The sequence below is a fragment of the Hymenobacter aquaticus genome (genome assembly GCF_004765605.1).
GTDB lineage: Bacteria > Bacteroidota > Bacteroidia > Cytophagales > Hymenobacteraceae > Hymenobacter > Hymenobacter aquaticus.
The window spans coordinates 2,087,385-2,112,230 of the sequence record NZ_SRLC01000001.1; the positions used below are offsets into that span (position 1 = coordinate 2,087,385).

22 protein-coding genes, 1 tRNA gene and 1 pseudogene are annotated in these 24,846 nt (G+C 62.4%); 18 read left to right on the forward strand and 6 right to left on the reverse strand.

Annotated features, from left to right (window positions below; translation table 11 throughout):
* Positions 1–92 precede the first annotated feature (92 nt).
* The 4 genes from E5K00_RS08520 to E5K00_RS08535 all read left to right on the forward strand — a co-directional run bounded on the left by E5K00_RS08520 (position 93) and on the right by E5K00_RS08535 (position 3,304).
* Positions 93–401: a putative quinol monooxygenase gene (locus E5K00_RS08520; RefSeq protein ID WP_135462803.1), complete on the forward strand. Its 309-nt coding sequence runs from the start codon at positions 93–95 to the stop codon at positions 399–401.
* Positions 402–438: 37 nt separating this feature from the next.
* On the forward strand, positions 439–1,119 hold the full coding sequence (locus E5K00_RS08525; RefSeq protein WP_135462804.1) for a type 1 glutamine amidotransferase domain-containing protein: 681 nt from the start codon (positions 439–441) through the stop codon (positions 1,117–1,119).
* 186 nt (positions 1,120–1,305) lie between these two features.
* Entirely contained in the window at positions 1,306–2,301 is a 996-nt protein-coding gene (locus E5K00_RS08530; protein ID WP_135462805.1) for an aldo/keto reductase, read from the forward strand.
* Positions 2,302–2,389: 88 nt separating this feature from the next.
* Complete coding sequence (locus tag E5K00_RS08535; RefSeq protein WP_135462806.1) at positions 2,390–3,304, forward strand: helix-turn-helix domain-containing protein; 915 nt, start codon at positions 2,390–2,392, stop codon at positions 3,302–3,304.
* A 68-nt stretch (positions 3,305–3,372) separates the two neighbouring features.
* Here the strand turns inward: E5K00_RS08535 and E5K00_RS08540 are convergent, their stop codons facing one another.
* The 3 genes from E5K00_RS08540 to E5K00_RS08550 all read right to left on the reverse strand — a co-directional run bounded on the left by E5K00_RS08540 (position 3,373) and on the right by E5K00_RS08550 (position 7,411).
* Positions 3,373–5,295, reverse strand: a complete 1,923-nt coding sequence (locus tag E5K00_RS08540) for a RecQ family ATP-dependent DNA helicase (RefSeq protein ID WP_245328242.1) — start codon at positions 5,293–5,295, stop codon at positions 3,373–3,375.
* Between the two features lie 313 nt (positions 5,296–5,608).
* Positions 5,609–6,421, reverse strand: coding sequence for a hypothetical protein (locus E5K00_RS08545; RefSeq protein WP_245328243.1), 813 nt, complete (start codon positions 6,419–6,421; stop codon positions 5,609–5,611).
* Between the two features lie 333 nt (positions 6,422–6,754).
* Positions 6,755–7,411, reverse strand: coding sequence for an ABC transporter ATP-binding protein (locus tag E5K00_RS08550; protein ID WP_135393791.1), 657 nt, complete (start codon positions 7,409–7,411; stop codon positions 6,755–6,757).
* A 172-nt stretch (positions 7,412–7,583) separates the two neighbouring features.
* Between E5K00_RS08550 and E5K00_RS08555 the strand changes: the two genes are divergently transcribed.
* The 3 genes from E5K00_RS08555 to E5K00_RS08565 all read left to right on the forward strand — a co-directional run bounded on the left by E5K00_RS08555 (position 7,584) and on the right by E5K00_RS08565 (position 11,231).
* The gene (locus tag E5K00_RS08555; RefSeq protein WP_135462807.1) at positions 7,584–8,732 is read left to right on the forward strand and encodes a glycoside hydrolase family 113; all 1,149 of its coding nucleotides are present in this window, start codon (positions 7,584–7,586) and stop codon (positions 8,730–8,732) included.
* A 180-nt stretch (positions 8,733–8,912) separates the two neighbouring features.
* Entirely contained in the window at positions 8,913–10,112 is a 1,200-nt protein-coding gene (gene sucC / locus E5K00_RS08560; RefSeq protein WP_135462808.1) for an ADP-forming succinate--CoA ligase subunit beta, read from the forward strand.
* Positions 10,113–10,334: 222 nt separating this feature from the next.
* Entirely contained in the window at positions 10,335–11,231 is an 897-nt protein-coding gene (locus tag E5K00_RS08565) for a transglutaminase-like domain-containing protein (protein ID WP_135462809.1), read from the forward strand.
* Between the two features lie 72 nt (positions 11,232–11,303).
* Here E5K00_RS08565 and E5K00_RS08570 read toward each other — a convergent pair whose 3' ends face one another.
* Positions 11,304–11,753, reverse strand: a complete 450-nt coding sequence (locus E5K00_RS08570; protein ID WP_135462810.1) for an organic hydroperoxide resistance protein — start codon at positions 11,751–11,753, stop codon at positions 11,304–11,306.
* A 177-nt stretch (positions 11,754–11,930) separates the two neighbouring features.
* Between E5K00_RS08570 and E5K00_RS08575 the strand changes: the two genes are divergently transcribed.
* The 11 genes and pseudogenes from E5K00_RS08575 to E5K00_RS08625 all read left to right on the forward strand — a co-directional run bounded on the left by E5K00_RS08575 (position 11,931) and on the right by E5K00_RS08625 (position 23,015).
* Positions 11,931–12,005 (forward strand) — tRNA-Arg (locus E5K00_RS08575).
* Positions 12,006–12,369: 364 nt separating this feature from the next.
* Positions 12,370–12,642: a transposase gene (locus E5K00_RS23320; RefSeq protein ID WP_167856806.1), complete on the forward strand. Its 273-nt coding sequence runs from the start codon at positions 12,370–12,372 to the stop codon at positions 12,640–12,642.
* A 21-nt stretch (positions 12,643–12,663) separates the two neighbouring features.
* Positions 12,664–13,083, forward strand: a pseudogene (locus E5K00_RS23325) (transposase); the annotation flags it as partial.
* A 585-nt stretch (positions 13,084–13,668) separates the two neighbouring features.
* Positions 13,669–14,154 (forward strand): hypothetical protein, encoded by a 486-nt coding sequence (locus E5K00_RS08590; protein WP_135462812.1) that lies wholly within the window; start codon positions 13,669–13,671, stop codon positions 14,152–14,154.
* Positions 14,155–14,465: 311 nt separating this feature from the next.
* On the forward strand, positions 14,466–15,410 hold the full coding sequence (locus E5K00_RS08595; RefSeq protein ID WP_135462813.1) for a heavy metal-binding domain-containing protein: 945 nt from the start codon (positions 14,466–14,468) through the stop codon (positions 15,408–15,410).
* Between the two features lie 30 nt (positions 15,411–15,440).
* A complete protein-coding gene (locus tag E5K00_RS08600) occupies positions 15,441–16,265 on the forward strand; it encodes a DUF305 domain-containing protein (RefSeq protein ID WP_135462814.1) in 825 nt (274 codons plus the stop codon).
* 88 nt (positions 16,266–16,353) lie between these two features.
* Positions 16,354–17,598, forward strand: a complete 1,245-nt coding sequence (locus E5K00_RS08605; RefSeq protein WP_135462815.1) for a TolC family protein — start codon at positions 16,354–16,356, stop codon at positions 17,596–17,598.
* Positions 17,599–17,607: 9 nt separating this feature from the next.
* Positions 17,608–18,228 (forward strand): hypothetical protein, encoded by a 621-nt coding sequence (locus tag E5K00_RS08610; RefSeq protein WP_135462816.1) that lies wholly within the window; start codon positions 17,608–17,610, stop codon positions 18,226–18,228.
* Positions 18,212–19,360, forward strand: coding sequence for an efflux RND transporter periplasmic adaptor subunit (locus E5K00_RS08615; RefSeq protein ID WP_135462817.1), 1,149 nt, complete (start codon positions 18,212–18,214; stop codon positions 19,358–19,360). Before E5K00_RS08610 ends, E5K00_RS08615 begins: the two co-directional genes overlap by 17 nt.
* A gap of 4 nt (positions 19,361–19,364) precedes the next feature.
* Positions 19,365–22,613 (forward strand): efflux RND transporter permease subunit, encoded by a 3,249-nt coding sequence (locus E5K00_RS08620; RefSeq protein WP_135462818.1) that lies wholly within the window; start codon positions 19,365–19,367, stop codon positions 22,611–22,613.
* Positions 22,614–22,682: 69 nt separating this feature from the next.
* Positions 22,683–23,015, forward strand: coding sequence for a four-helix bundle copper-binding protein (locus tag E5K00_RS08625; protein ID WP_135462819.1), 333 nt, complete (start codon positions 22,683–22,685; stop codon positions 23,013–23,015).
* A gap of 333 nt (positions 23,016–23,348) precedes the next feature.
* Here E5K00_RS08625 and E5K00_RS08630 read toward each other — a convergent pair whose 3' ends face one another.
* Together E5K00_RS08630 and E5K00_RS08635 are read right to left on the reverse strand one after the other, a co-directional pair.
* On the reverse strand, positions 23,349–23,984 hold the full coding sequence (locus E5K00_RS08630) for a DUF6134 family protein (RefSeq protein ID WP_245328244.1): 636 nt from the start codon (positions 23,982–23,984) through the stop codon (positions 23,349–23,351).
* A gap of 38 nt (positions 23,985–24,022) precedes the next feature.
* Positions 24,023–24,814, reverse strand: a complete 792-nt coding sequence (locus E5K00_RS08635; protein ID WP_135462820.1) for a DUF547 domain-containing protein — start codon at positions 24,812–24,814, stop codon at positions 24,023–24,025.
* Positions 24,815–24,846: the final 32 nt, after the last annotated feature.

The window sequence follows — 24,846 nt, forward strand, 5'->3', positions numbered from 1 at the left end:
CGCAGTGGCTCGCAGGGGACCATTGCACAACACTGCGAGACCCTGCGAAATCCACCCGCGAGACACTGCGTGAAACCCCTAAAAAGTCCATCATGACCAATCAAGCAGATATTTACTGCGTAGCAGCCGAGTGGCTGGTGCAGCCCGGCCACGAAGCAACGGTGCGCCGCCTGCTGCGCGAAGCCGCGGCGGCCGTGCGCCAGCACGAGCCCGGTAACCTGGTGTACACCGCCCACGAGTCGGCCGACGAGCCGGGGCGCTTTTTCATCTATGAGCAGTACGCGAACCAGGACGCGCAGATTGCCCACCGCGCCGCTGCCCATTTCCAGGACTTGGTGCTGGGCCAGATCGTGCCGTTGCTGGCCGAGCGCAAAACCACGTTTTACCGCCTGCTGGCGTAACGCTTTTTCCCTTTTCCATTCTGTAAAATAACTCGCCATGAACATCTTAATGGTATTGACGTCCCACGACCAGCTGGGCAACACGGGTCACAAAACCGGCTTCTGGCTGGAAGAATTTGCGGCCCCCTACTACGTCTTCAAAGATGCCGGCGCCACGCTGACCCTGGCCTCCCCGGCCGGCGGCCAGCCGCCCCTCGACCCCAAGAGCGACGACCCCAGCGCCCAGACCGACGCTACCAAGCGCTTCAAAGCCGACCCCGAGGCCCAGCAGGCCTTGGCCTCCACGGTAAAGCTCGACAGCGTACAAGCGGCCGACTACGACGCGGTATTCTACCCCGGCGGCCACGGTCCGCTCTGGGATTTGGCCGAAGACAAAAAGTCGATTGAGCTGATTGAAACCCTGTACGCCGCCGGCAAGCCCGTAGCGGCCGTGTGCCACGCGCCCGGCGTGCTGCGCCACGTGAAAGCGCCCAACGGCGAGCTGCTGGTGAAAGGCAAAAAAGTGGCCGGCTTCACCAACTCCGAGGAAGCCGCCGTGCAGCTCACCGACATCGTGCCCTTCCTGGTGGAAGACATGCTGGTGCAGGCCGGCGGCCACTACTCGAAAGGCGCCGACTGGCAGCCCTACGTGGTGCGGGAAGGCAACCTGATTACGGGCCAGAACCCGGCTTCCTCGGAGCCGGCGGCCGAAGAATTGCTCCAGCTGCTGAAGAAGTAGCTTGCCCCGCCGTACGCGGCAAAAAGCCCCGGCTGCTCTGATCTTCAGAAGCAGCCGGGGCTTTTTTTGGCGGGTGGGCGGCGGTTTGTGTTGCAGAAGCGGCGGTTTGTATAGCTCGGCCGCCGGGCCCGGGCGGCACCTTTGTAGGGTAAAAAAAGCACCTCATTTTTTCCTTACCAGCACAGTATGAGCACCATCAAGAAAGTAGCCCTGGGCAGCCAGGGTCTGGATGTACCCGTCGAAGGCCTGGGCTGCATGGGCATGACGGCCGGCGTGAACGGCATGAGCGTGTACGGCGCGGCCGACGAGGCCGAAAGCGTGGCCACCATTCACCGGGCCCTGGAGCTGGGCATCAACCTGCTCGACACAGCCGACCTCTACGGGCCCCTGCTCAATGAGCGGCTGGTGGGCCGGGCCATTGCCGGCCGCCGCCAGGAAGTCGTTCTGGCTACCAAATTTGGCTTTGAAGTCGATGACCACGAAGCCTGGACGGGCGGCTACAACGGCCGGCCCGAGTACGTGCGCAAGTCCATCGAACGGTCGTTGCGCAACCTGGGCACCGACTACGTGGACCTCTACTACCTGCACCGCCTCGACCCCAACACGCCCATTGAGGACACCGTGGGGGCCATGAGCCGGCTGGTGGCCGAAGGCAAAGTACGCTTCCTGGGGCTGAGCGAGGTGAATGCCGACGTATTGCAGCGCGCCCACCAGGTGCACCCCATCACGGCCCTGCAAACCGAGTATTCCCTTTTCGACCGGGGTGTGGAGGAAGACGGCATGCTGCAAGTTACCCGGGCCATGGGCATCGGCTTTGTGGGCTACTCGCCCCTGGGCCGCGGCTTTCTGTCGGGCGACATCAAAAGTCCCGACGACTTCGAGGCCAACGACTCGCGCCGGTTGTTTCCCCGCTACCAGGGCGAGAATTTTTACCGGAACCTAGCCCTGGTCGAGAAGCTGCAAGCCCTGGCCCAGGCCAAGGGCGTAACGGCCGCGCAGCTGGCTTTGGCCTGGGTGCTGGCCCAGGGCGTGGTAGCCATTCCGGGCACCAAGCGCCGCAAGTACCTGGAGCAGAACGTGGCGGCCGCCAGCCTGACGCTCAGCCCCGCCGAGCTAGCGGAGCTCGAAGCCATTATGCCGGTGGGCAGCTCGGCCGGGGCCGCGTATCCGGCAGGTTTTTAATCCATTGCGGTGACTTTCCGGCCGGCCGCGGGTTGAAAGCATAACTGCCTTCAGCCTGCGGCTGGCCCAACTGTTTTCCTCCCTCCCGATGAAATCTATTGCCAAAGAATTCCTGGTTCTGAACACCGTCACGGACTACACGCGCTTCTACGGTCTGCCCGCGCCGGCTCACCCGCTGCTGACGGTAGTAGACCTGGAGCAGGCCCGCTGCCTGCCGCGCATCACCACGCCGGTGGTGCAGCAGCTCTACACCGTGTCGTTGAAGCGGGGCCTCAAGGGCACCATCATCTACGGCCGGCAGTCCTACGACTTCAGTGAAGGCCTGCTGTTTTTTCTCGGTCCGGGCCAGGTTTTCGCGGCCGATGACACGCTGGATGCCTCGGAGCTGAGTGGCTGGATGCTGATTTTCCACCCGGACTTGTTGCTGAAGCATCCGCTGGCCAAGAAAATGGCCAGCTATTCCTTTTTTTCCTACCAGGCCCACGAGGCGCTGCACCTCTCCGCCAAGGAAGAAACCCTGCTGGAAGGCCTGCTGCGCGGTATCCGGGCCGAGTACGACCAGGCCATCGACGCTTTCAGCCAGGAGCTGCTGGTATCCCAGCTCGACGTGCTGCTGAGCTACGCCAACCGCTTCTACCACCGGCAGTTCCTGACCCGCCGCACCGCCGAGCACGACCTGCTCACCCGCTTCGAAGAACTGCTCATGGCCTACTTTGCCCAGAATGGCAGCCAGCCCCTGCCCACCGTGCAGCACTTTGCCGACGCCCTGCACGTGTCGCCGGCCTACCTGAGCGACATGCTGCGGACCCTCACCGGCCAGAACACCCAGCAGCACCTGCACCACGCCCTGATCGAGAAAGCCAAGTACCTGTTGCTCAGCACCTCCCTATCGATCAACGAAACGGCTTTTCAACTCGGCTTCGAGTATCCGCAGTACTTCACCCGCCTGTTCAAAAGCAAAACCGGCCTGACGCCCGCCGCCTTCCGGCTGTCGGCGAATTAGCCATCTGAAGCACCCATATTGTCAGGCCCATTTTGCACTGACAACCAAAAACTGACAACCCCAAATACCTACCCCAGCCGCCCATCAGCCGCGTAGCGCAGCTCGCCCAGCTCCACCAGCTCCCGCAGCTGCTCCGTAACCACGGTAGCCTGGCCGGGGGCAAAGTGGCTGAGCACTTCGCGCGGCGTCTGGGGGGTGGCTTTCAGCAGCTGCACCAGCTGCTCGCGCAGCCCGGCCACCGGAGCCACGGGCTGTTTCGCCTTTTTCTGGGCCAGGCAATAGTCGCACACCTTGCAGGGCGCGGCGTCCAGCTCGCCGAAGTACTCCAGCAGCAGCTGCTGGCGGCAGCGCCCCCCATTGGCGTAGCGAATCACCGATTCGGTTTTGTGCACGGCCAGTTCCCGGGCTTGGTTGAGGCGCTTTTGGTCGAGGGGCAGCTTGTCGGCGTCGTAGCGGCCGGTGGTAAACAGTGCCTGGGGCGACTCGTGCTTGGGCTGGTACTGAATGATGCCCGAGCGGTGCAGAAACACGAGCATCTTGCGCACGTCCAGCACGCTTTTCTTGAGGTGCTGGGCCAGGCTGTTCTCCGAAATCCGCTGGAAGCCCACGAACAATTCGCCCCCGTTAAAGCGCAGCAGGCTTTTGATGAGCTGGTCGTGCTGGGCATTAGCCACCTGAAACCGGTACAAATCGGTATGGTCGATGGGGATATGCACGCGGGCCGGGTTGTTGACGGCCTCGTTTACCTGCACGAATCCTTCCCGCTCCAGGGTCCGCAGGCTGTTGTGCGCGTCCAGGGCCTTGATGCGGTAGGTTTCGGCGAACTGCTGCAAGTCGAAGTCGAAGGCCACCAACTCGCCGCCGCCCACGGCCGTGCGCGAGAAGTTGGCCAAGGCCTGGTACACCCGCCGCACCGTGTCCAGGGGCGGAAAAGCCTGCTGGGTGCGGCGGCGCAACTCGTCGGCATCGTTGGGGCCTTGCAGCAGCACGGCAAAGGCGTATTTCTCGTCGCGCCCGGCCCGGCCCGCTTCCTGGTAGTAGGCTTCCAGATTATCCGGCGCGTCGAGGTGGACCACCAAGCGCACGTCGGGCTTGTCGATGCCCATGCCAAAGGCGTTGGTGGCCACGATGCAGCGGATGCGGTTCTGCATCCATTCCTGCTGGGTGCGGGTGCGCTGCTCGCTGGGCAAGCCCGCGTGGTAGGGCGCGGCCTTGATACCAGCCTGCTGCAGAAACGCGGCCGTATCCTCGGTTTGCCGCCGCGTGCGGGCGTACACGATGCTGGTTTTGTCGGCCCCCACGCCCCGCACTACTTCCTCCAGCCGCCGCAGCTTGTCTTCGGTACTCAGCACCGAGTACGACAAATTAGGCCGGGCAAAGCTCTGCTGAAAAACGCGGTGGCTGGCCCCAAAATGGAGCTTTTCCACAATATCCTGGCGCACTTGCTCAGTGGCCGTGGCCGTGAGGGCAATGCAGGGCACGCCGGGCAGCAGCTCCCGCAGCTCGGCAATGCGCAGGTAGGGCGGCCTAAAATCGTAGCCCCACTGCGAGAGGCAGTGCGCCTCATCCACGGCCAGCAGGCTCACCTTCATCTTCCTGACCCGGGCCTGAAACATGTCGGTCAGCAGCCGCTCGGGGCTTACGTAGAGGAACTTCACCGGGCCATACACGCAGTTGTCCAGGGTCTGGTCGATTTCGGTGTGGCTCATGCCCGCGTACACCGCCTCGGCCTTGATGCCGCGCTTGCGCAGGTTTTCCACCTGGTCCTTCATCAGGGCAATCAGCGGGGAAACGACCAGACACAGCCCCGGCCGGGCCAGGGCGGGCACCTGAAAGCAGATGCTTTTGCCCCCGCCGGTGGGCAGCAGCGCCAGCGTATCCTGACCGGCAAGCACCGCACGGATAATATCTTCCTGCATCGGCCGAAACGCCGAGTGGCCCCAGGTCTGGCGCAAGACCAGCAGAATATCGTCGGTGGGCAGCTGTGACAAGGCGGGTAAGGATCTGGGCTAGAATAGTGAGGCGAAGGTAAGGCCACCCAGCCGGAAACGGAAGTGGCAGTTTTAGGACGTCTGTCATCCTGAGCAAAGCGAAGGACCTTCCTCACCTGCCCCACTGCCGCTTGTGCCAACGTGACAAAGCTCTTTTCGAGTGCTCGATCAGGGCTTTTTAACGTTGAATCACGCTTGTTACTCATCAGAGGAAGGTCCTTCGCGGGGCTCAGGATGACACTGCAAGGCAAACAAAAAAGCCCGGCTCCATAGTGGAACCGGGCTTTCGATATAGATAAGGATAGATAAAGTACTAGGCGGCAGCCGACTCGCCATTTTCACGGTCGTCGATGGCCTTCTTGAGCTTGGCAATGGCCTGGGTGGCACGCTCCTCGTCCAGCCGGTTGATGTTCAAGAGCATCTTGGTCTTTTCCTGCCGGGTAATCACCGGATGGTTGAGCAGGCGGATGATTTCCTCTTTCTGCGCCGCCGAAGCGTAGGCTACGGCGGGAGCGGCAGCTTCAGTGGCTACCGGCTCGGCGGGTACGGCCTTCATGGCCGCGGCTACGGCCGGAGCGGGAGCTTCCTGAGGAGCCGGAGCAGCAGCAACCACCTTCGCATCGGCCGTGTTGCCACCGTAGTCCATTTCCTCAGCCGGGGTGGGCTCGTAGCCCGCCGCCCGGATAATCCAGGCCAGGATGTTACGGTAGGCCTTACCAATAGCCCGCGTCTGGGCCATGCTCATAATGGCAAACTCCTGGTAAAACTTCTTGCCCTGCTCCTTATTGGAGCAGATGGCGAAGCCCGCGCCTACCGTGTGGCCGCTGCGCATGTCGAACAGCGTCACTTTGGCCTGATACTTTATTTCGGTTTCGGTGCTCACGTTGATGACGTGGTCGACGATGGGCACGATACCCAGGCGCGAGCCGGCGTACTGCCAGCCTTCCACGTTCACAAACTCTTTGCCCTGCACGGTGGTGCTGAGCTTATTCTCCTTGATGAACTTGGCCAGATCCGTGGCCAAGTGCAACGTCTCATCGGAGCGCGAAATGTCGTAGCTCTCGATTTTGGTCTTGTTGACCTGGGTTTTGGGGGCTTTGGTGGCTTCGTTCATGGCGGTTTCCATAAGTGTCCTGTAGTACGTTCTGTTGTTCTATTACTAAACTAAAGTACGGGGTTTTTGGTGCAAAAAACCAACACTTTTTTAGTAAATTTTATTATTGATAATCAAGCAGTTACAAAGCATTTTAAAATACCTCTCTTCTAACCCCATTAGCACAATAGCAAACGTAAGCCATATACTATGTGTTCCCGGACGGCCAACTACATGCTAAATATATTAGCCAGACCCAGCCCGCCGCGCTTTATGGGGCATGGGCAAAAAAGAAGCCCTGCCGGACCGGGATCCAACAGGGCTTTTAACGTTTTTATTCTGAGTGGGTTATCGACGCTGCCGCCGCTAGCCTTCCCAGATGTTGCCGTCCTTCATGGTAATCTTGCGGTCGGCCATTTCGGCCAGCTGGTCGTTGTGGGTCACGATGACGAAGGTCTGGCCCAGCTCTTTGCGCAGCAGGAAGAAAATCTGGTGCAGCTCCTGGGCATTCTGCGAGTCGAGGTTGCCGCTGGGCTCGTCGGCGAAGATGATTTCAGGCGAGTTGATCAGGGCGCGGGCCACGGCCGTGCGCTGCTGCTCGCCGCCACTCATTTCCGAGGGCTTGTGGTCGGCGCGGCGCTCCAGGTTCAGCATGCCGAGCAATTCGCGGGCCCGCACCCGGGTTTCTTTCTCGGAGCGGCCGGCCAGATACGCCGGTAAGCACACGTTTTCCAGGGCCGTAAACTCAGGCAGCAGGTTGTGAAACTGGAAAATGAACCCGATGTGGCGGTTGCGGAAGCGGGCCAGGTCGGAGCGGCCCAGGGAGCTGACGGAGGTGCCGTCGAAGAGCACCTCCCCCGAATCGGGGTTGTCGAGCGTCCCGAGGATATGCAGCAGCGTGCTTTTTCCGGCCCCCGAGGAGCCGACAATCGACACGATTTCCGATTTCTCAATCGTTAGATCAATGCCCCGGAGCACTTCCAGCGTGTTGTATTTCTTTCGAACGTTGATGGCCTGCAGCAAGGGAAAGCAGAATTGAATGGGCGCGTATGGAAAACAAATCTACGGAATGTAGGGAGTTGTCGGGTTTGAAGTGCAGATTAGCCTTCGTTTACCGCCCCGCTCCCGGCCCTGCTACGCATAAACGACTGGCGGTGCTGCTTCTGCGGCCAATTTCTTTTTCTACTCCGAGTCTATGCCCGCTCTGGTTGTGCCCTTCGCCGTCCGCCCGGGGCGCTGGTTCTGGTTGGCCGCCGCCCTGCTGGGGGCGTTGCTGGCCCTGGCGGCGCTGTGGTGGCAGTGGCCCCGGACGCCGGCCCCGCTGCCGGCCAGCACCAGTCCGGCCCGCCCCCTGCCCGAGCTGCTGGCCGATGGCCGGTTCCGGGGAGTGAGCTGGGTGGCCGGCGACTCCGTCACCGACGCCGACCTGGCCCCCCTGACTCAGGCCCACGTGACCTGGCTGGTCCAGACGCCCTTTGGCTGGCAGCCGGCGGCCGGGCAGCCCACCGTGCAGCTGCACACCGGAGCCGGCCAGCGGCGGCGCAGCCGGGGCGGCTACTGGGGCGAAACCGACTACGGCCTGGTGCATACGGCCCGCCTGGCCCGGGCCCGCGGCATTCAGACGCTGCTCAAGCCCCACCTGTGGGTGCGGGGCCCGGGCGCCTGGCCCGGCAGCATCGAGATGCAAACGCCCGCCGACTGGCAGGCCTGGTTTGCTTCGTACTCCACCTTTTTGCTGCACTACGCCCGGCTGGCCGAGGAAAACCACTTCGGCGGCCTGTGCATCGGCACCGAGCTGGAAAAAACCGTGAGCCACGAAAAGGAATGGCGCGCTCTGATCAAACAGGTGCGCCAGGTATACCACGGGCCTTTGACGTACGCGGCCAACTGGAGCGGGGAGTTCGAGCAGGTCAGGTTCTGGGACGCGCTGGACTTCATCGGGATTCAGGCCTACTTCCCGCTCAGCAAGCAGAATAGTCCGCCCAAAGCCGAGCTGCTGGCGGCCTGGCAGCCCCACAAGGCGGCCATCCGGCGGGTGCAGCGCCGGTTCCGCAAGCCGGTGGTGTTCACCGAGGCCGGCTACCGCAACACTGCCGACGCGGCCATTGAGCCCTGGACCTGGCCCGACCGCACGGCCGTATTTTTCACCGCCGACGAGCCCACCCAGGCTGCCTGCTACGAGGCGCTGTTCGAGACGTTCTGGCCCGAGCCCTGGTTTAAGGGGCTCTTTATCTGGAAGTGGTACCCCGGCCTGGCTCCCGATGGCCCGGCCCGTCGCCACGCCGACTTCACGCCCCAGCACAAGCCCGCCGAGCAGGTCATGGCCCGGTGGTTTGGGCAGTAGCCACTGCCTCAGCCCCACCCCGCCCGCAACAAAGGCCGCTGCCGGTGGTTACAGAGGCAATTTTCACCTCCTGCGGGCCGAATGCCGCCCCTTACTCGCATTGACAGCGAATAATGCCTACTTTCGTGGCCTAGTAGAACTAGAATACCACCCCGTCAACCCCCATTGAACTGACCCTCTATGAACATTCACGAGTATCAGGGTAAAGAAATCCTCAAAAGCTACGGCGTCCGCGTGCAGGAAGGCATTGTGGCCGACACCGCAGAAGAAGCCGTAGAAGCTGCCAAAAAGCTGACTGCCGACACCGGCACCAGCTGGCACGTGATTAAAGCCCAGATCCACGCGGGTGGCCGCGGCAAAGGGGGCGGGGTGAAACTCGCCAAAAACCTGGAGCAGGTAAAAGACATTGCCGGCCAGATCATCGGCATGCAGCTTGTGACCAAGCAAACCGGCGCCGAAGGCCGCAAGGTGCACAAGGTGCTGGTAGCCCAGGATGTGTACTACCCCGGCGCTTCCGAGCCCAAGGAATACTACATGAGCGTGCTGCTCGACCGTACTTCCGGCAAAAACGTCATCATCTACACCACTGAGGGTGGCATGGACATCGAGGAAGTGGCTGAGGCTCACCCCGAGAAGATCCACAAGGAAATCATCGACCCCCGCGTGGGTCTGCAGGGCTTCCAGGCCCGTAAAATTGCCTTCAACCTCGGCACCGAGGGCGAAGCCTTCAAGGAAATGGTGAAGTTCGTAACGGCCCTCTACAAGGCCTACGACGACACCGACTCCTCGATGTTCGAAATCAACCCCGTGCTCAAAACGTCGGACAACAAGATCCTGGCCGTGGACGCCAAGGTGACGCTCGACGAAAACGCGCTGTACCGCCACAAGGACTTCGTGGCCCTGCGCGACACCAACGAGGAAGACCCCTTGGAAGTAGAAGCCTCGGCCTCGAACCTGAACTACGTGAAGCTCGACGGCAACGTGGGCTGCATGGTAAACGGCGCCGGCCTGGCCATGGCTACCATGGACATCATCAAGCTGAGCGGCGGTGAGCCGGCCAACTTCCTCGACGTGGGAGGTGGAGCCAACGCCCAGACCGTAGAAGCCGGTTTCCGCATCATCCTGAAGGATCCGAACGTGAAAGCCATTCTGATCAACATCTTCGGCGGCATCGTGCGCTGCGACCGGGTGGCCAATGGCGTGGTGGAGGCCTACAAAAACATCGGCGACATTAAAGTGCCGATTATCGTGCGTCTGCAGGGCACCAACGCCGAAGAAGGCGCCCGCATCATCGACGAAAGCGGCCTGAAAGTATACTCGGCCGTACTGCTGAAAGACGCGGCCCAGAAAGTAAAAGAAGTTCTGGCCGCCCAGGCGTAGCCGTATCCGTTTCCGTAGCCGGAAACGACAAAAAGCCCGCTCGACTTTATCGAGCGGGCTTTTTATTGTCACATAATCATGTGGCTTCAGCTATGATAAAGACAAGTTATTAGTGAATTATTATTACTTTATCACTATGGTATAGCAACAACCTAAGAACTTATTTCACGTTAGAACTCTGCTTTCCCTCTGTTCAGTCCCTACTTGCATACACTCGTACCCATGATTTATAAGGCAATTGCAGGATTCGCGCTGTTCGCGGCGCTGGTCAGCCCGTATGCTGCGCCGGCGCAGCACAAGGCGGCCGCCGAAAAGCCGCTTGAATTTGCCCTGGCTCCCGACGATACGCCCTGCACGTTCCAATTCAGTGCCTCCGACGAAGCTTACCTGGTGACGCTGCGCGAAAACTACGCCCTGAACGACATCATTGCCGGCAGCCCCACCGACTTCGACAAGGCCCGTACCCTGTGCACGTGGGTGCACAACCGCTGGGTGCACGATGGCCACGTGCGGGCCAAAAAACCGGACCCGCTGTCTATTCTGAAGGAAGCGGATATGGGCAGCAACTTTCAGTGTATTGAATACAGCATCGTGCTGAGCGGCGTGCTCACGGCCGTGGGCATACCGGCCCGGGCAGTCTACCTGAAAACGGCGGATTCGGAAACCCGGCGCGAAGGCGCGGGCCACGCCGTTACGGAAGTGTGGCTGCGCGACCAGCAGAAGTGGGCCATGCTAGACGGGCAGTGGGATGCCGTACCCTTGCTGAACAACGAGCCTGTGAACGTTATTGAGCTGCAGAAGGCCCTGGCCACCAACAGCCCTGACCTGCGCATCGAAACGGCCTCGAACACCCGGGCCAAGGCCTATTTCAACTGGATCAGCCCCTACCTCTACTATTTCGATACGGTGCTTGACAACCGGTTTGGCGTCAAGACCCAGCCCAGCGGCGTCATGCTGGTACCAATGGGCGCCAAATGCCCCACCGTCTTCCAGCGCGACACGCCCATTCGGCGCATGCGCTACACCAACTCCGTGGCTACTTTCTACCCTCGGCCCCTGGAGTTCTTGGGTGGCGAGGCCAACAAGCCTATGGCGGCCGAGGACGGCCAGGCCAACTAGAAAAAGCCGTGCTGCAAGCATAAAAAAAGCCTCCGCTGTGCAGCGGAGGCTTTTTTTATGCTTGGCAAGGCGTTAGGCATTGTCGGCGGGCAGGGCAATGGGCTGGCCAGCGACTTTCAGCTCCACTTCCATGTTGCCACGCGTTCCTACCGAGTACGGGCAGATTTGATGGGCCCGGTTGACCATATCAGTCGCCTGTTGCTGATCCAGGCCTTTCAGATCAACATCCAGCACGGCACTCAGCCCGTAGCCTTCTCCTTCCTGAAACAACGTTACGGAGCACTGCACGGTGCTTTCGGGGTCCAGCTTCTGGTTGTCGCGCCCGGCAATGACAATCAGGGCCTGCTGGAAACAGGAAGCGTAGCCCGCCGCGAAAAGCTGCTCGGGATTGGTCGCGCCCTTTTTGCCGCCCAGCCCTTCCGGCACCGACATGTTCATATCAATCACGCTGTCGGAGGAGCGGACATGGCCACTGCGGCCGCCGGTGGCTGAGGCTTCGGCCGTATACAGATTCTTTTTCATGAGCAGGTGTTAAACGGTAGTGAGTAATTGGTTGTGTATCTGACTTAACTGCCTTCTGCCGAATTTGGTTATCCGCTTTTTTCGTTGCCTTCGCTCATCTTAGGCGGCAGCAAATGCGGTTTGCGTTTGGCAGGGCGCATTTTTCTCTCTACTTTTGCCCCATATCCGCTCCGGACTGGTCGCGTCGTACAACGGATAGTATAAGAGTTTCCGAAGCTCTTGATCTAGGTTCGATTCCTAGCGCGACCACCAAAAAGGCCCTCACGGTAGCGTGAGGGCCTTTTTTATTTGTTGGAATACAGCGTGGGGTACAGACTCTGTTCTTTACCTCCTCACCCGTAGCAGTCTGAAATATCCAGCATCTAAGCACTACACCCATGCTGATACTGAGAAGAATAAGTATCTACTTCCCAAATATCAGCTATTTCCGTAACGACGTGAGTGTAGCCAGCACAAATGCGCATATCTAGCAGCGACCAAGGTGCAAGAACACCATCGCCCCGTTCAACGCCCATGTTGCCCCAAAGGCTTTAAGAGGCTATATATAGAGTCAGGTTTGCGCGTATGCGCTTGGCATGAAACGAGTCAGGTACACGACGGATTTGACAGATGCGCAGTGGCAGGTCCAGGTCGCGCTACCGAGACCCTGCAACGGGCGGTATGGGACGCCATTTTCTACCAAGCACGCAACGGATGCACATGGCGCAATTTGCCCCACGACCTGCCGCCCTGGAACGTGGTATGGGCCAGCTTCCGGCACTGGCGCGACAAGGGTACGCTCGAGCAGGTTTCACAACGCCTTGCGGGCGTTTGTGCGGCAGCAAGCGGGCAAGGCCATGGAACCAACCGCCGCCATTCTCGACAGCCAGGCTGTGCGCACGGCGGGTGAAAGGGGGGCTGTTGGGGCTACGACGCAGGCAAAGGCATAATCGGCCGCAAACGCCAGTTCCTCGTTGACACCTTAGGCCTGGCCTTGGTGGCCCACGTGCAACCGGCCAGTGAGCAAGACCGACGCGGGACCGGGCCCGTGCTCGCCGAAGCCGCTCGTTGCTATCTAGCTCTGCGCCGGGTGTGGACCGATGGGAGCTACAGTGGGCCATTGGTGGCCAGCGCGGCCCCAGCAAGGTGCCAAGTGGTGATTGTGGCCAAGCCGGCGGGCTGCAAAACCTTTACCGCCCTACCCCGGCGCTGGGTCGTCAAGCGCACGTTTGCTTGGCTTAGCCGCTACCGCCGCCTCGGCACCCGCGACTTGGAACACCTCCACAGCAGCCGCGCCTGGGTTTTCGTCGCCATGATTCATCTCATGTGCCGCCGACTACAACCAGCCTGACTTTGTACGCAGCCTCTTAGGACCCAAGCACATGCTCTGGCTGATGTCCAACGCACATGATCTGCTCAAAAACCACATTACACGATGGTCTATGGGTGGCGACCAAGCCAAACTGGAGCGCATGGCCGCTAATATCACCCAGCAACGCAACGTCGAGAGATAGATATTAGGCAACCAAGAAGCCGTACAGCTTCACATCCGGGAAATAGTCGCCCTGCAACATGATCTTGATAACTCCTCCCCCAAGACCGACGTGCAATCCACAAATGCCCGAATGAAACGGCTGGTCTTTTTGTAAGCACTTTCTGTAGTTAGGAGTAACAAAAATACTTTGTCCAGTGGTTGACCCTATAAAATCCTGCTTCTGACTTGCATAATCTTGTTGCTTGCTGCGCCACCCGAATGGACCGAGTCCGCACGTTTTCGCCCCAAAATCAGTTACTAAAGCACCGCCCGCCCTCATTGGCAGCTCGTTGACTTGGGCAAGTGCCGAACCATTCCCCACCCAAAGCGGTAAAAGGGCAGGCTGACCGCTCTCGGGTTCTTTCCTACTTTTGCGGTTGCCCGTGTTTCATCCGGCCTGGTATGTTCCGTAGCCTCTTCCCCTTCCGCCGTTTGCTGGCGACGAGCTTCCTGCTTGTCTTCGTCAACGTGTTTGTGGGCCAGTGCTACTGCGCTACCCTGAACCCGACCACGCGCGGCGGAATGATGAGCATGCCCAAAGGCAGCCACTGCGCCGAAACGCCCCCCGTCAGGCCCAGCCACCCCGGCTGCCACGGCCACGGCAAGACCGCCAAGAAGGACGTAGCCGGACACTCGCACAAGAAATCCAGCCGCAGCCACGACTGCTGCAAAGACAAGTCGGCTTCGCTGCTCTCCTCGCTCACCACCCCAAGCCAGAAGCAGCTGCTCAGCCCCGCGCCCGTCCTGCTGCCCGAGGCCCAGGACTTCCAGTTCCGGCCTTGCGCCGGCTCGTGGAACCGCACCCTGGCGGTGCAGCTGGTGTCCCGGCGGCACCTGCCCCCCAAAATACCTGACATCCGCATTTTCATCCAGTCGCTGACTGTCTGATTCTTCCGACGCGCTAAGGCTCGCGCCGGCATAGCTACGCTATGCCCGGGGCGGGCCTTTTCGTTTGCGCGTCGCGCCGCCCCAGTGGCCCCTGATTATCCTTCCTTTTCCGGCTTTCCTCTCACCGCAATAAAAGATTGTTGCGAGCCGGCCGCTGGCCCGCCCCCGCGCGGCCCACTCTGCCACTTACTACGCGGCCAACTCTACGCCGCCTTAGCCCCCGCCGCTGTAGGCTTCATCCGCTGGCAGCAATTCCAGGCCTGAGCACCCTAACCGCTCGGTTTTACCATCCCCAGTCAGTTTCCGTTTTCATGAACCGTTTCCTCGTTTCTCTGCTGGCCAGCGCCAGCCTGTTCACCGTCGCCAGCTGCTCCTCTGATTCGTCTAGTAGCGCCACCAATACCGTCACCACCCCAACTGGCACCACGGCCGACGGCACCGCCGGCCACGCCGGTGGCCACACCTACGCCTGCCCCATGCACCCCGAGGTCACCAGCACCAAGGAGGGCGAAAAGTGCCCCAAATGCGGCATGGCCCTGGTACACAACGACCAGGTGAGCAACTGCAAAACCTACCAGATGCAGTTCGAGCCCAAGCCCATGCAGCTAGTCGCTGGCCAGCCCGTCACGCTCACTTACACGCCGCAGGAGGTGGGCAACGAGAAAGCTCCCGTGCCGCTGGCCGTGGTGCACGAGAAGAAAATCCACCTCATCATCGTGCGCAAAGACCTCTCGGCCTTCTACCACGAGCACCCCGAGTACACCGCCGAAGGCAACTACCGCGTGCCATTCACTTTCGCCAAGGGCGGCGACTACGTGCTGTTTCAGGACTACACCCCCGACGGCAGCGGCCACCAGCTCGGCCGCCAGCCCGTGACGGTACAGGGCCCGAATTACACGCCCGTTAAATTCAAGCAGGACCAGATGCAGTGGAGCCAGGACGGCTACCAGGCCACGCTTTCCTTCGACAAAGACCTGAAAGTGGGCCAGCTGCTGGCCATGAAAATCACCCTTACCAAGGGCGGCCAGCCCGTCACCGACCTCGACAACTACCTCGGGGCCCTCGGCCACGTGGTGGTCATCAGCGAAGACACCGAGCGCTACCTGCACGTGCACCCCAACGACCAGGCCGACAAAGGCCCCGCCATCGGCTTCAACACCAACTTCGAAGCCCCCGGCCTCTACCGCGTCTTCCTGCAGTTCAACCACGCCGGCACCATCCACACCGGCAACTTCACTGTCAACGTCAAAGCCTAACTCACCTCCTAACCTTTCAAGCTTAAACCCATGAAAAAGTCCGCTTTCTTCCTCGCTTCCCTCTGTATCAGCACCGGCCTGCTCAGCAGCTGCGGCGACGGCAACAAGGCTGCCGAAACCAGCACCACTACGGCCACCACCGAAACCACCGCCCCGGCTGATTCCGCCGGCAGCATGGCCGGCATGGACCACTCGGGCATGCGCCACGACGCCAGCGCCTCGGGCATGATGGCCGTGATGAACACCATGATGAAAAACATGGAGGCCTTCAAGCCCGCCGGCAACACCGACCACGACTTCGCCCACATGATGATGGCCCACCACCAGGGCGCCGTCGACATGTCGGCCCTGGAGCTCAAGGAAGGCAAAGACGCCACCCTGCGCGCCATGGCCCAGAAAATCAGCGACGACCAGCAAAAGGAAATCAAGGACCTCGAAGCCATTGCCACCCGCCTCGACGGTGCCCCCACCAACTACAAGCCCCAGGACCCCGCCGATCCGTTCACCAGCAAGATGAAAAGCTCGATGGACGGCATGATGAAGATGGGCCAGCCTACCGGCAACGTGGACCAGGACTACGCCCTGATGATGGTGCCTCACCACCAGAGCGCCATCGACATGGCCAAGGCCGAGCTGGCCCACGGCCGCGACACCAAGCTCAAGGAAATGGCCCAGGGCATGATTGACGCCCAACAGAAGGAAATCCAGCAGTTCAAGGACTGGCAGGCCAAAAACGGTGGCAAAATGAGCAGCTCGGCCGCCGTGTACGAATGCCCCATGGGCTGCGAGGGCAGCCGCAGCAACAAGCCGGGCAAGTGCCCCACCTGCGAAATGACGCTGGAAAAGAAAGCCTAAGCAGGCGCCGGGGCCTTACCTGCCCGAGCCATTCGGAATACCCGCCCCGCGCCCACCACCGGCGCGGGGCGTATGCCTCTCTACTCTCATGCAAACCCAACCAAGCACTTCCGGGCCCGCGCTGCTGCTGCTGCTGCTCCTGCTGGCCCTGTTTTCGGGGCCGGCCCTAGCCCAGCAGGTCGTGGTGCGCCCGGACAGCGCCGAAGCCCAGGCCCTGCGCCGGCACCCGCGCCTGCGCCAGTCTACCCAGGAAATTGAGGAGCAGCGCGCCCTGAAGCGCGGCAGCTTCTCGCTGCGCAACCCCGACTTCCTGTTTTCGGCCCCCACCGGCGAGCGGTGGGCCCCGGGTGTGGTGCAAACCATCGACTTCCCCACCGTGTACCGCCAGCAGGCCCGCAACGCCCAGGCCGGCATTACGCTGGCCGAGCGCGGCCTCGACGTGAACCGCGCCACTGTGCGCCGCGACGTGCGCCTGGCCTACCTGGCCCTGCAAGTGAGCGAAGCGCAGGTACGCCAGCTTACCTACCAGGACAGCCTCTACCAAGTCCTGCGCATCGCCACCGACCGCCTCTTCAAAGCCGGTGAAGTCACTTCCCTGCAGCGCATCAGCACCGAAGCCGAAGCCCGCCAGGTGGCCAACCAGCTGGCCCAGGCCCGCGTGGACCTGCGCTCGGCCCAGCGCCGCCTCGGCCTGCTGCTCGGCCAGCCCGACGCCGACCTGACCACCGGCACCGACCTGCGCCGCACCGGCCCGGAGCTGGCCCGCGTCGGAACGGGGCTGCTCGGCAGCCTGCCCGCCCAGGACAGCGCCGCCCTTGCCCAAAGTCCCACGCTGGCCTACGCCGCCCAAAACGTGGGTTTGAGCCAGTCGGGCATCAGCCTGGTGCGGGCCCGCCGCACGCCGGCCCTCACCGTGGGCTACCAGAATCAGGCCTTTGCCGATTCACCTTACAAATACCGGCTGCAGTTTGGCGTGTCGGTGCCCATCTACTTCTGGACCTACCGCTCGCAGCTGCAGGCGGCCACGGCCCGCACGAAAGCGGCCCAGGCGCAGGCCCAGGTGCAGCAGCTCGAACTCGGCACCCAGTACCAGCAGGCCCTGGCCGACACCCGCAAGTTTGCGGCCTCCCTGGCCTACTACGAGCAAACCGGCCTGCCCCAGGCCGCGGCCATCATCAGCCAGTCGCAGCGCCTGTTCCGGGCCGGTGAAATCAGCTACCTCGTCCTGATTCAGAGCCTCAACCAGGCCTTTACCATCCAGAACACCTACCTGACCACCATTCGCGACTACCGGCAGGCCCTCACCGAACTCAACTACCTCCGTGGCCAGTAACCCCAGCTTATGAGACCCTCCCTTAAAATCACGCTGCTGGTGCTGCTGGCCCTGTGGCAAGTCGGCCCGGCCCGCGCCCACGGCGGCGAAGACCACGGCGGCACCGCCAAAGCCTCCGGCGGCGCCTTTCCCACCACGTTTTCGGTGGCGGCCCTGTCCGAGAAGTTCGAATTGCTGCTCCGCTTCGAGCCCCTCGAAAAAGGCCAGGACGCCGACCTGCGCCTGTTCCTCTCCGACTACGCCACCAATGCGCCCATCAAAGGCGCCAAGCTCACCATCACCTGCCCCGAAGCGCCGACCCTCAGGTTTGCGGTGTCGGAGCAAGAGCCGGGCAGCTACCTTGTCGAAAGCCGCTTCCCGGAGAATAAAAAGTACAGCCTCGCCGTCAACATCGTGGCCGGCTCCCAGGCCGACCTGATGGCGCTGCAGGGCCTGGAAGTAGGCAAGAAGCTGCCCGTAGCCCCCGAAGCACCCGCCGCCGCCGGGTCTGTTTTCTCGTCCTGGAAAACCATCCTGGCCCTGGTCGGGGCCTTTGCCTTGGGCATCCTGCTCACGGTGCTGCTCCTGCGTCGCCGCGCGGCGGCACCCGTTTCCACCTCCACGCCTCCCGTTTATGAAAACCACGCCTAAACTCCTCGCGGCCACGGCCGCCGTGGCGGCGGTGCTCACCGTGCTGCTGCCCCCACCCGCCCGCCTGTTCGCTCACGGCGGCGAAGACCACGGCGCCGGCGCCCAGCCCACTGCCGGTGTGGGGCTGGTCGACGCCGTAGCCCTGCCCAAGGAAAGCCAGTTTCTCTTTGGGGTGCGCACCGCTCTGGCCGGCTATTCTGCCACCTACAACCGCCTCACGCTCTACGGCACCATTTCTTCGGCCGCCGGCGGCGAGGGCCGCGTGGTGGTGCCCCAGACCGGGCGCATCGTCAGCCTCTCGGCCCAGGTGGGCCAGCCAGTGCGCGCCGGCCAAGCCCTGGCCGTGGTCGACCAAACCCTCGACGCCACCCAGCAAATTGGCCTCAGCACCGAGCGGGCCAACGCCCAGGCCGAGCTGCGCGCCGCCCAGCAGGACTACGTCCGCCTGCAAAGCATTGCCGACATTGCCGCCCGCAAAGACGTGGTGGCCGCCGAGCTGCGCCTGCGCCAGGCCCGCCAGAACGCGGCCATCTACAACGGCCAGGCCAGCCGCCGGCGCGTCACCATCACCTCGCCCATCAGCGGCACGGTGGACGTGTTCAGCCTCGCCGTGGGCCAGCAGGTCACGCAGGGCGACGAGCTGTTTCGGGTGCTCAACCCCGGCAAGCTGCGCGTCACGGCCGAAGTCTTCGCCCAGGACCTGCCCAACATCACGCCCGGCGCCCAGTTTCGCATCGAAGGCCTGCAGGGCCAGGAGGGCAGCGCGCCCGCCCGGCTCGTCGTGTTCAGCAACGCCGTGAACCCCGTCAACCAGGCCCGCCAGCTCATTCTGGAGCTCGACGGCGCCAACAGCAACGCCTTCCGCGCCGGCCAGGCCGTGAACGTGCAGGTGATGGGCCAGGCCGGCAACGGCCCAAAGCAGCTCGTGGTGCCTACCTCGGCCCTCACCGACCTCAATGGCAAGCCCGTGGTGTTCGTGCACACCGACCCCGAAACCTTCAATATCCGCTACGTGCAGCCCGGCGCCGCCAACGGCGAGCAAACCGTGCTGCTCGGCGGTACGGTGAATGAAAACGACCGGGTGGTGACGGTGGGCACCTACCAGCTCAAATCCATCTACCTCAACCAATAGCCGGATGCTCGATAAAATCATCCGCTTTGCCCTGCAGAACCGGCTGCTCATGCTGGCCTTCGCGGCGGGCCTGCTTCTTGCCGGCACCTACACCGCCCGCCAGCTGCCCGTCGACGTGCTGCCCGACCTCGACCGGCCCCGGGTCACGGTCTTCCTCGAATCCCCCGGCATGGCTCCGGAGGAAGTGGAAGCCCTGGTGACCTTGCCCGTCGAAACGGCCCTCAACGGGGCCACCGGCGTGTCGGCCGTGCGCTCCAACTCCGCCATCGGCCTGGGGCTGGTGTTCGTGGAGTTCGACTACGGCACCGACATTTTCACGGCCCGCCAGATTGTGGCCGAGAAGCTGCAAACCGTGGGCGAGCAGCTGCCCACCGGCGTCACGCCCGTGCTCGGCCCCATTTCCTCGGTCATGGGCCAGATTATGCTCGTGGGCATGTCCAGCAGCACCGGCAAAACCACGGCCGCCGACCTGCGCACCCTGGCCAACTATACCGTGCGCCAGCGCCTGCTCAGCATCCCCGGCGTGGCCCAGGTCATCCCCATCGGCGGCGACAACCTGCAGTACCAGGTGCTGCTCGACATGCCCCGCCTGAATGCCGTGGGCCTTACCGTGACGCAGGTGGAAGACGCCCTGCGCCGCTCCAACCTCAACACCACCGGCAACTTCTTCGACCGCAACGGCTCCGAGGTGCTCATCCGCAACCTCGGCCGCCTGCGCTCGGTGCAGGATATTGAGAACATCATCGTCGGCTACCGCGAGAACTCGCCCGTCACCGTCAAGCAGGTGGCCACCGTGGCCTTCGGGGCCCGCTTCAAGCGCGGCGACGGCAGTGTGAACGGCCAGCCCGCCGTCATTCTCAGCATTGAGAAGCAGCCCGGCGCCGCTACCGTGGGCCTCACGGCCGCCGTGGAAAAAGCCATTGCCGAGCTGCAGCCCTCGTTGCCCAAGGATGTGCAGCTCAACACCCGCCTCTTCAAGCAGGCCGACTTCATCGAGTCGTCGATAACCAACGTGGAAGAGGCCCTGCGCGACGGGGCCATCCTGGTCGTCATCGTGCTGTTTGCCTTCCTGCTGAACGTGCGCACCACCTTCATTTCGCTGGTGGCCATCCCGCTCTCGCTGCTGGTCACGGCCCTGGTGTTCCGCTTCGCCGGCATCAGCATCAATACCATGACCCTCGGCGGCCTGGCCATTGCCATCGGCGAGTTGGTCGACGACGCCATCGTGGACGTGGAAAACGTGTTTCGGCGGCTGCGCGAGAATCAGCATTTGCCCCAGCCCAAGCCGGCCCTGCAGGTCATCTACGCGGCCAGCTCCGAGGTGCGCAACTCCATCGTGTACGCCACTATCATCGTGGTGCTGGTGTTTCTGCCGCTGTTTGCGCTGGAAGGCATGGAAGGCCGCATTTTCGCCCCGCTCGGCATTGCCTACATCACCAGCATCGTCGCCTCGCTCTTCGTGTCGCTGACGGTCACGCCGGTGCTCTGCTACTACCTGCTGCCCCGCATGAAGCAGATTCGCGAAGCCGAGCAGGAAGGCCGCCTCATCCGGTGGCTCAAAGGCAAAGACACCCGCCTGCTGCATTGGGGCCTCACGCACCCGAAAGCCATTCTGACCACTACGGCCGTACTGTTTCTGGCTGCCGCGGCCATGGTGCCCTTCTTCGGCACCGAGTTTCTGCCGCCCTTCAACGAAGGCTCCCTGACGGTCAACTTCTCGGCCCCCGCCGGCACTTCGCTCACCGAGTCCAACAAGCTCGGCACCTTGGGCGAGCAGCAGATGCTCAAGATTCCGGAAGTGGCCTACACCGCCCGCCGCACCGGCCGCGCCGAGCTCGACGAGCACGCCGAGTCGGTGAACAACTCTGAAATAGAAGTAGCCTTCAAAACCGAGGAGGAGCTTGCAACCGAAGGCCGCGAGATGCGCAGCCGCGACGAAATCCTGGCCGACCTGCGCCAGCGCCTCAACCTCATTGCCGGCGTCAACGTCAACATCGGCCAGCCCATTTCCCACCGCCTCGACCACCTGCTTTCGGGCGTGCGGGCCCAGGTGGCCATCAAAGTCTTCGGCAACGACCTGCTGGAGCTGCGCCGCTACGCCAATGACATCCGCAACGCCGCCAGCGCCGTGCCCGGCGTGGTGGATTTGCAGGTGGAAAAGCAGGTCCAGATTCCGCAGCTGCTGGTACGCCCCCGCGACGCCGCCCTGCGCGCCTACGGCCTGGAGCGCGGCCAGGTGGTGGCCACGCTGGAAACCCTGTTTCAGGGCGACGTGGTATCGCAAATGCTCGACGGCCAGAAACGCTTTGACCTTATCGTGAAGCTGCCCGAAGCCCAGCGCAGCGACGTGGCCACCATCGCCAACACCCGCATCGAAACGCCCTCCGGCGCCCTCATCCCCGTGAGCCAGGTGGCCGACGTGAGCTACGAGCCCGGCCCGAACACCGTGAACCACGAAAACACCCAGCGCCGCATCACCATCTCGATGAACGTGGCCGACCGCGACTTGGGCAGCACGGTGAAGGAAGTGCAGGCCCGCATTGCCCAGCAGGTGAAGCTGCCCGCCGGCTACTACCTCACCTACGGCGGCCAGTTCGAAAGCCAGCAGTCGGCCAGCAGCAAGATTCTGTGGCTGAGCCTGTTTTCGCTGGCCGGCATCTTCCTGGTGCTGTACTCGCACTTCAAGTCCACGCTCATGGTGGGCCAGATTATGCTCAACATTCCGCTGGCCCTCATCGGCTCGGTGGTGGCCGTGCTGCTCACGGGCGGCACATTCAGCATCGCCTCGCTGGTGGGCTTCATCACCCTCACCGGCATTGCCTCCCGCAACGGCATCATGATGATTTCGCACTACATCCACCTCGTCGAGCACGAGGGCGAGCAGTTCGGCAAGCCCATGATACTGCGCGGCTCGCTCGAACGTCTGGTGCCCGTGCTCATGACGGCCCTGGTGGCGGCCCTGGCCCTGGTACCGCTCACGCTGGCCAAGGACGCGCCGGGCAAGGAAATTCTCTACCCCGTGGCCACCGTCATCCTCGGCGGCCTGCTCAGCTCCACCTTCCTCGACATCATCGTGACGCCAGTGGTCTTCTGGCTGTTCGGCGAAAAGGCCCTGGCCCAGTACCGCGCCGGCCACAGCGACGTCAGCCTCGACGCCCACAGCGACGTCAGCCTCGACGCCCACCCCCAGCAGCTCGACGCCCAGCCCCTTACGCCCCCCGGTGACCTCAACCCCGTGCAGCCCGCCGGGTAGGTCAGCTCCCCTGAAAAGGTATTCAGCACTATTTGCTTCGTCTCATTTTTCAACCCTAAACCCTTTCCCATGACCAACCAGCATCAATCCCTCCTCGACGCCCTCAACGCCTGCGTTGCCGCCTGCGAGAACTGCGCCACCGCCTGCCTGCAAGAACAGGACGTGAAAATGATGGTAAACTGCATCAGCCTTGACCGCGACTGCGCCGACATCTGCGCCCTTACCGCCCGCCTCGTCGCCCGCGGCTCGCGGCACGGCATGCACCTGCTGCGTGAGTGCGCCGAAGTCTGTAAAGCCTGCGGCGACGAGTGCGAGAAGCACGGCGCCCACATGCAGCACTGCAAGGAGTGCGCCGAGGCCTGCCGCCGCTGCGAGCAAGCCTGCCGCGCCATGACCGCCTAGCCCCGTCATTATTCGTCAAACAAAAAGAGTCAGCCTGCTCCGGGCTGGCTCTTTTTCATTTGCCTCAGTTGGAAAATCATGCCACTGTCCGGCGCAATTCCGTCCCCACCCGCGCGTCCCTGCTACTGGTGCTTTTGCCAGCGTCCGCCGCTGCTCCAGGCCCTGGCGAAAATGGTAAGCACATGTTTCACCCGGTAGAAGTCCCGGTTGCGCCACAGAAAACTATATCCAAAGCAAGCTTAACCATATCAATACATTAGCCGACAACTCACGCGAGTACGCGGCGGAATCGGGGGCGCTCAATTCTACCTTTCAGATGCGGTGCGGGGAAGCTTACGGCAGCAACCGGATAACGAAGTTTTTGAGCGGGTTCTTCTTGATGATGGTCACCAGCTGCCCGCCGCTATAATGGTACTCATCTTCGCGCCCGGCGCGCTCGGCGCGGTAAGCTCCCGGGGCGGTGGGGCTGAGGCTGAAAAAATCGCCGAAATACTCCGCATAAGCCCGGCCGCGGCGGCCCGGCTCGCCAAAGAACTGGTCGCTGACGGTGTAGGTGATGGGCTGCGCTTCGGTGCCACGGTACTGATGCTTGTACTGGTTGGCCACGATGACGTAATGGTCGCCCTGCCACTCCGTGCGCGAGGCGAAGTCGCCCTGGTTGGTATGGGCCTTCACCGTGGAGAGCAGCAGTTGACCATTCCGGCTGCGGTTCACCACCTGGTAGTACACCTTCAGGTGGTAGAGCAGAAAGTTCACCTGCACGTCGCTGGTGAGCGTGGTCAGGACTTCGGGCCCGTTGGCTTGGCGGGTGGCCGTCATGGTGCCCACGCGCAGGCCGGCCACCTCGATGGCGTAGCGCCGGGTTTCGACGGGCGGAGCACTCTGGGCCCGCAGGCGCGCCGGCCCGGCCAGCAGCCCCATCACTGCCCCCACGACGACCACGCCGCCACGGCACCCGGGCCTAGTCATGACGAAAACGCCCGGGCCACCCCGGCGCGCCGGGTCCGTTACTGCTCATTAAGGCGCCAATTGTAGTCGAGGTACGTGACCTTGGCGGCCGGGTCCATCTTCGTGGCGGCGTACCGGTTCACCCAGCTGGCCACCGACTGGCCGTTTTCCTCCCAGTCGCCCTTGTACCAGTCGAAGTACTTGGAGAGCTGAGCACTGGCTTTGCCTACCTTGTTTTTGGCCGAGTTGTTCAGAAAGTCGCGGCCCTGGTCGTCGAGTTGGCTGTCCAGCTTGGCGGCGGTGTAGGCCTCATTGCGCAGCTTGGGGCAGGAAATGGAGGCGCAGACCAAGGCAAAGTGAATGCGCGGGTCGTCGTAGCGCTTGCGCAGAATGCCGTGCTCGATGTTGTCGAGGCTCATCTTCTCGCCCCCGATGCTGAAAAACTTCGAGGCCCAGGGCGTGGTCACGAACGGAATCTGGATTTTGGTGCCAATATCCTTGATGCTTTGCAGCGGGTAGTGGTCCAGAATCAGGCGGATGGTGTAGGCGTTGTAGGCGTTAATCCAGAAGGCCATCTGCTCGGCCTTGGGGGCGCTGTCGGCGGGCTTATTCTTGCTCAGCTGGGCCAGATACTGGTTAAACGCCGCCTGGTCGGCCTTGAAGCCCTTGTAGTCGACCAACCCTTTCGCATTCACGTGCTTCTTCAGCAGCTTGTCGAAAGCCGAGTGGTCGACGGCCGCGGCCACCGAATGCCGGGCAGCGGGGGCGGGCTCGAAAGAGTAGGACTTGGCTGGCAGGGCCGGGCCGGCCAGGGCAGTCCAGTAGCAGAGCACGAAAGTGGGTAGGTTCATAAGCAGGCGCGTGTAGTGGGCATATACGAGTG

Excerpts from the sequence above, each read along its gene's own strand:
- E5K00_RS08520 (WP_135462803.1), top strand. The coding sequence starts at position 93 with ATGACCAATCAAGCAGATATTTACTGCGTAGCAGCCGAGTGGCTGGTG.
- E5K00_RS08525 (WP_135462804.1), top strand. The coding sequence starts at position 439 with ATGAACATCTTAATGGTATTGACGTCCCACGACCAGCTGGGCAACACG.
- E5K00_RS08530 (WP_135462805.1), top strand. The coding sequence starts at position 1,306 with ATGAGCACCATCAAGAAAGTAGCCCTGGGCAGCCAGGGTCTGGATGTA.
- E5K00_RS08535 (WP_135462806.1), top strand. The coding sequence starts at position 2,390 with ATGAAATCTATTGCCAAAGAATTCCTGGTTCTGAACACCGTCACGGAC.
- E5K00_RS08545 (WP_245328243.1), bottom strand. The coding sequence starts at position 6,421 with ATGGAAACCGCCATGAACGAAGCCACCAAAGCCCCCAAAACCCAGGTC.
- E5K00_RS08555 (WP_135462807.1), top strand. The coding sequence starts at position 7,584 with ATGCCCGCTCTGGTTGTGCCCTTCGCCGTCCGCCCGGGGCGCTGGTTC.
- sucC (WP_135462808.1), top strand. The coding sequence starts at position 8,913 with ATGAACATTCACGAGTATCAGGGTAAAGAAATCCTCAAAAGCTACGGC.
- E5K00_RS08565 (WP_135462809.1), top strand. The coding sequence starts at position 10,335 with ATGATTTATAAGGCAATTGCAGGATTCGCGCTGTTCGCGGCGCTGGTC.
- E5K00_RS08570 (WP_135462810.1), bottom strand. The coding sequence starts at position 11,753 with ATGAAAAAGAATCTGTATACGGCCGAAGCCTCAGCCACCGGCGGCCGC.
- E5K00_RS08590 (WP_135462812.1), top strand. The coding sequence starts at position 13,669 with ATGTTCCGTAGCCTCTTCCCCTTCCGCCGTTTGCTGGCGACGAGCTTC.
- E5K00_RS08595 (WP_135462813.1), top strand. The coding sequence starts at position 14,466 with ATGAACCGTTTCCTCGTTTCTCTGCTGGCCAGCGCCAGCCTGTTCACC.
- E5K00_RS08600 (WP_135462814.1), top strand. The coding sequence starts at position 15,441 with ATGAAAAAGTCCGCTTTCTTCCTCGCTTCCCTCTGTATCAGCACCGGC.
- E5K00_RS08605 (WP_135462815.1), top strand. The coding sequence starts at position 16,354 with ATGCAAACCCAACCAAGCACTTCCGGGCCCGCGCTGCTGCTGCTGCTG.
- E5K00_RS08610 (WP_135462816.1), top strand. The coding sequence starts at position 17,608 with ATGAGACCCTCCCTTAAAATCACGCTGCTGGTGCTGCTGGCCCTGTGG.
- E5K00_RS08615 (WP_135462817.1), top strand. The coding sequence starts at position 18,212 with ATGAAAACCACGCCTAAACTCCTCGCGGCCACGGCCGCCGTGGCGGCG.
- E5K00_RS08620 (WP_135462818.1), top strand. The coding sequence starts at position 19,365 with ATGCTCGATAAAATCATCCGCTTTGCCCTGCAGAACCGGCTGCTCATG.
- E5K00_RS08625 (WP_135462819.1), top strand. The coding sequence starts at position 22,683 with ATGACCAACCAGCATCAATCCCTCCTCGACGCCCTCAACGCCTGCGTT.
- E5K00_RS08630 (WP_245328244.1), bottom strand. The coding sequence starts at position 23,984 with ATGACTAGGCCCGGGTGCCGTGGCGGCGTGGTCGTCGTGGGGGCAGTG.
- E5K00_RS08635 (WP_135462820.1), bottom strand. The coding sequence starts at position 24,814 with ATGAACCTACCCACTTTCGTGCTCTGCTACTGGACTGCCCTGGCCGGC.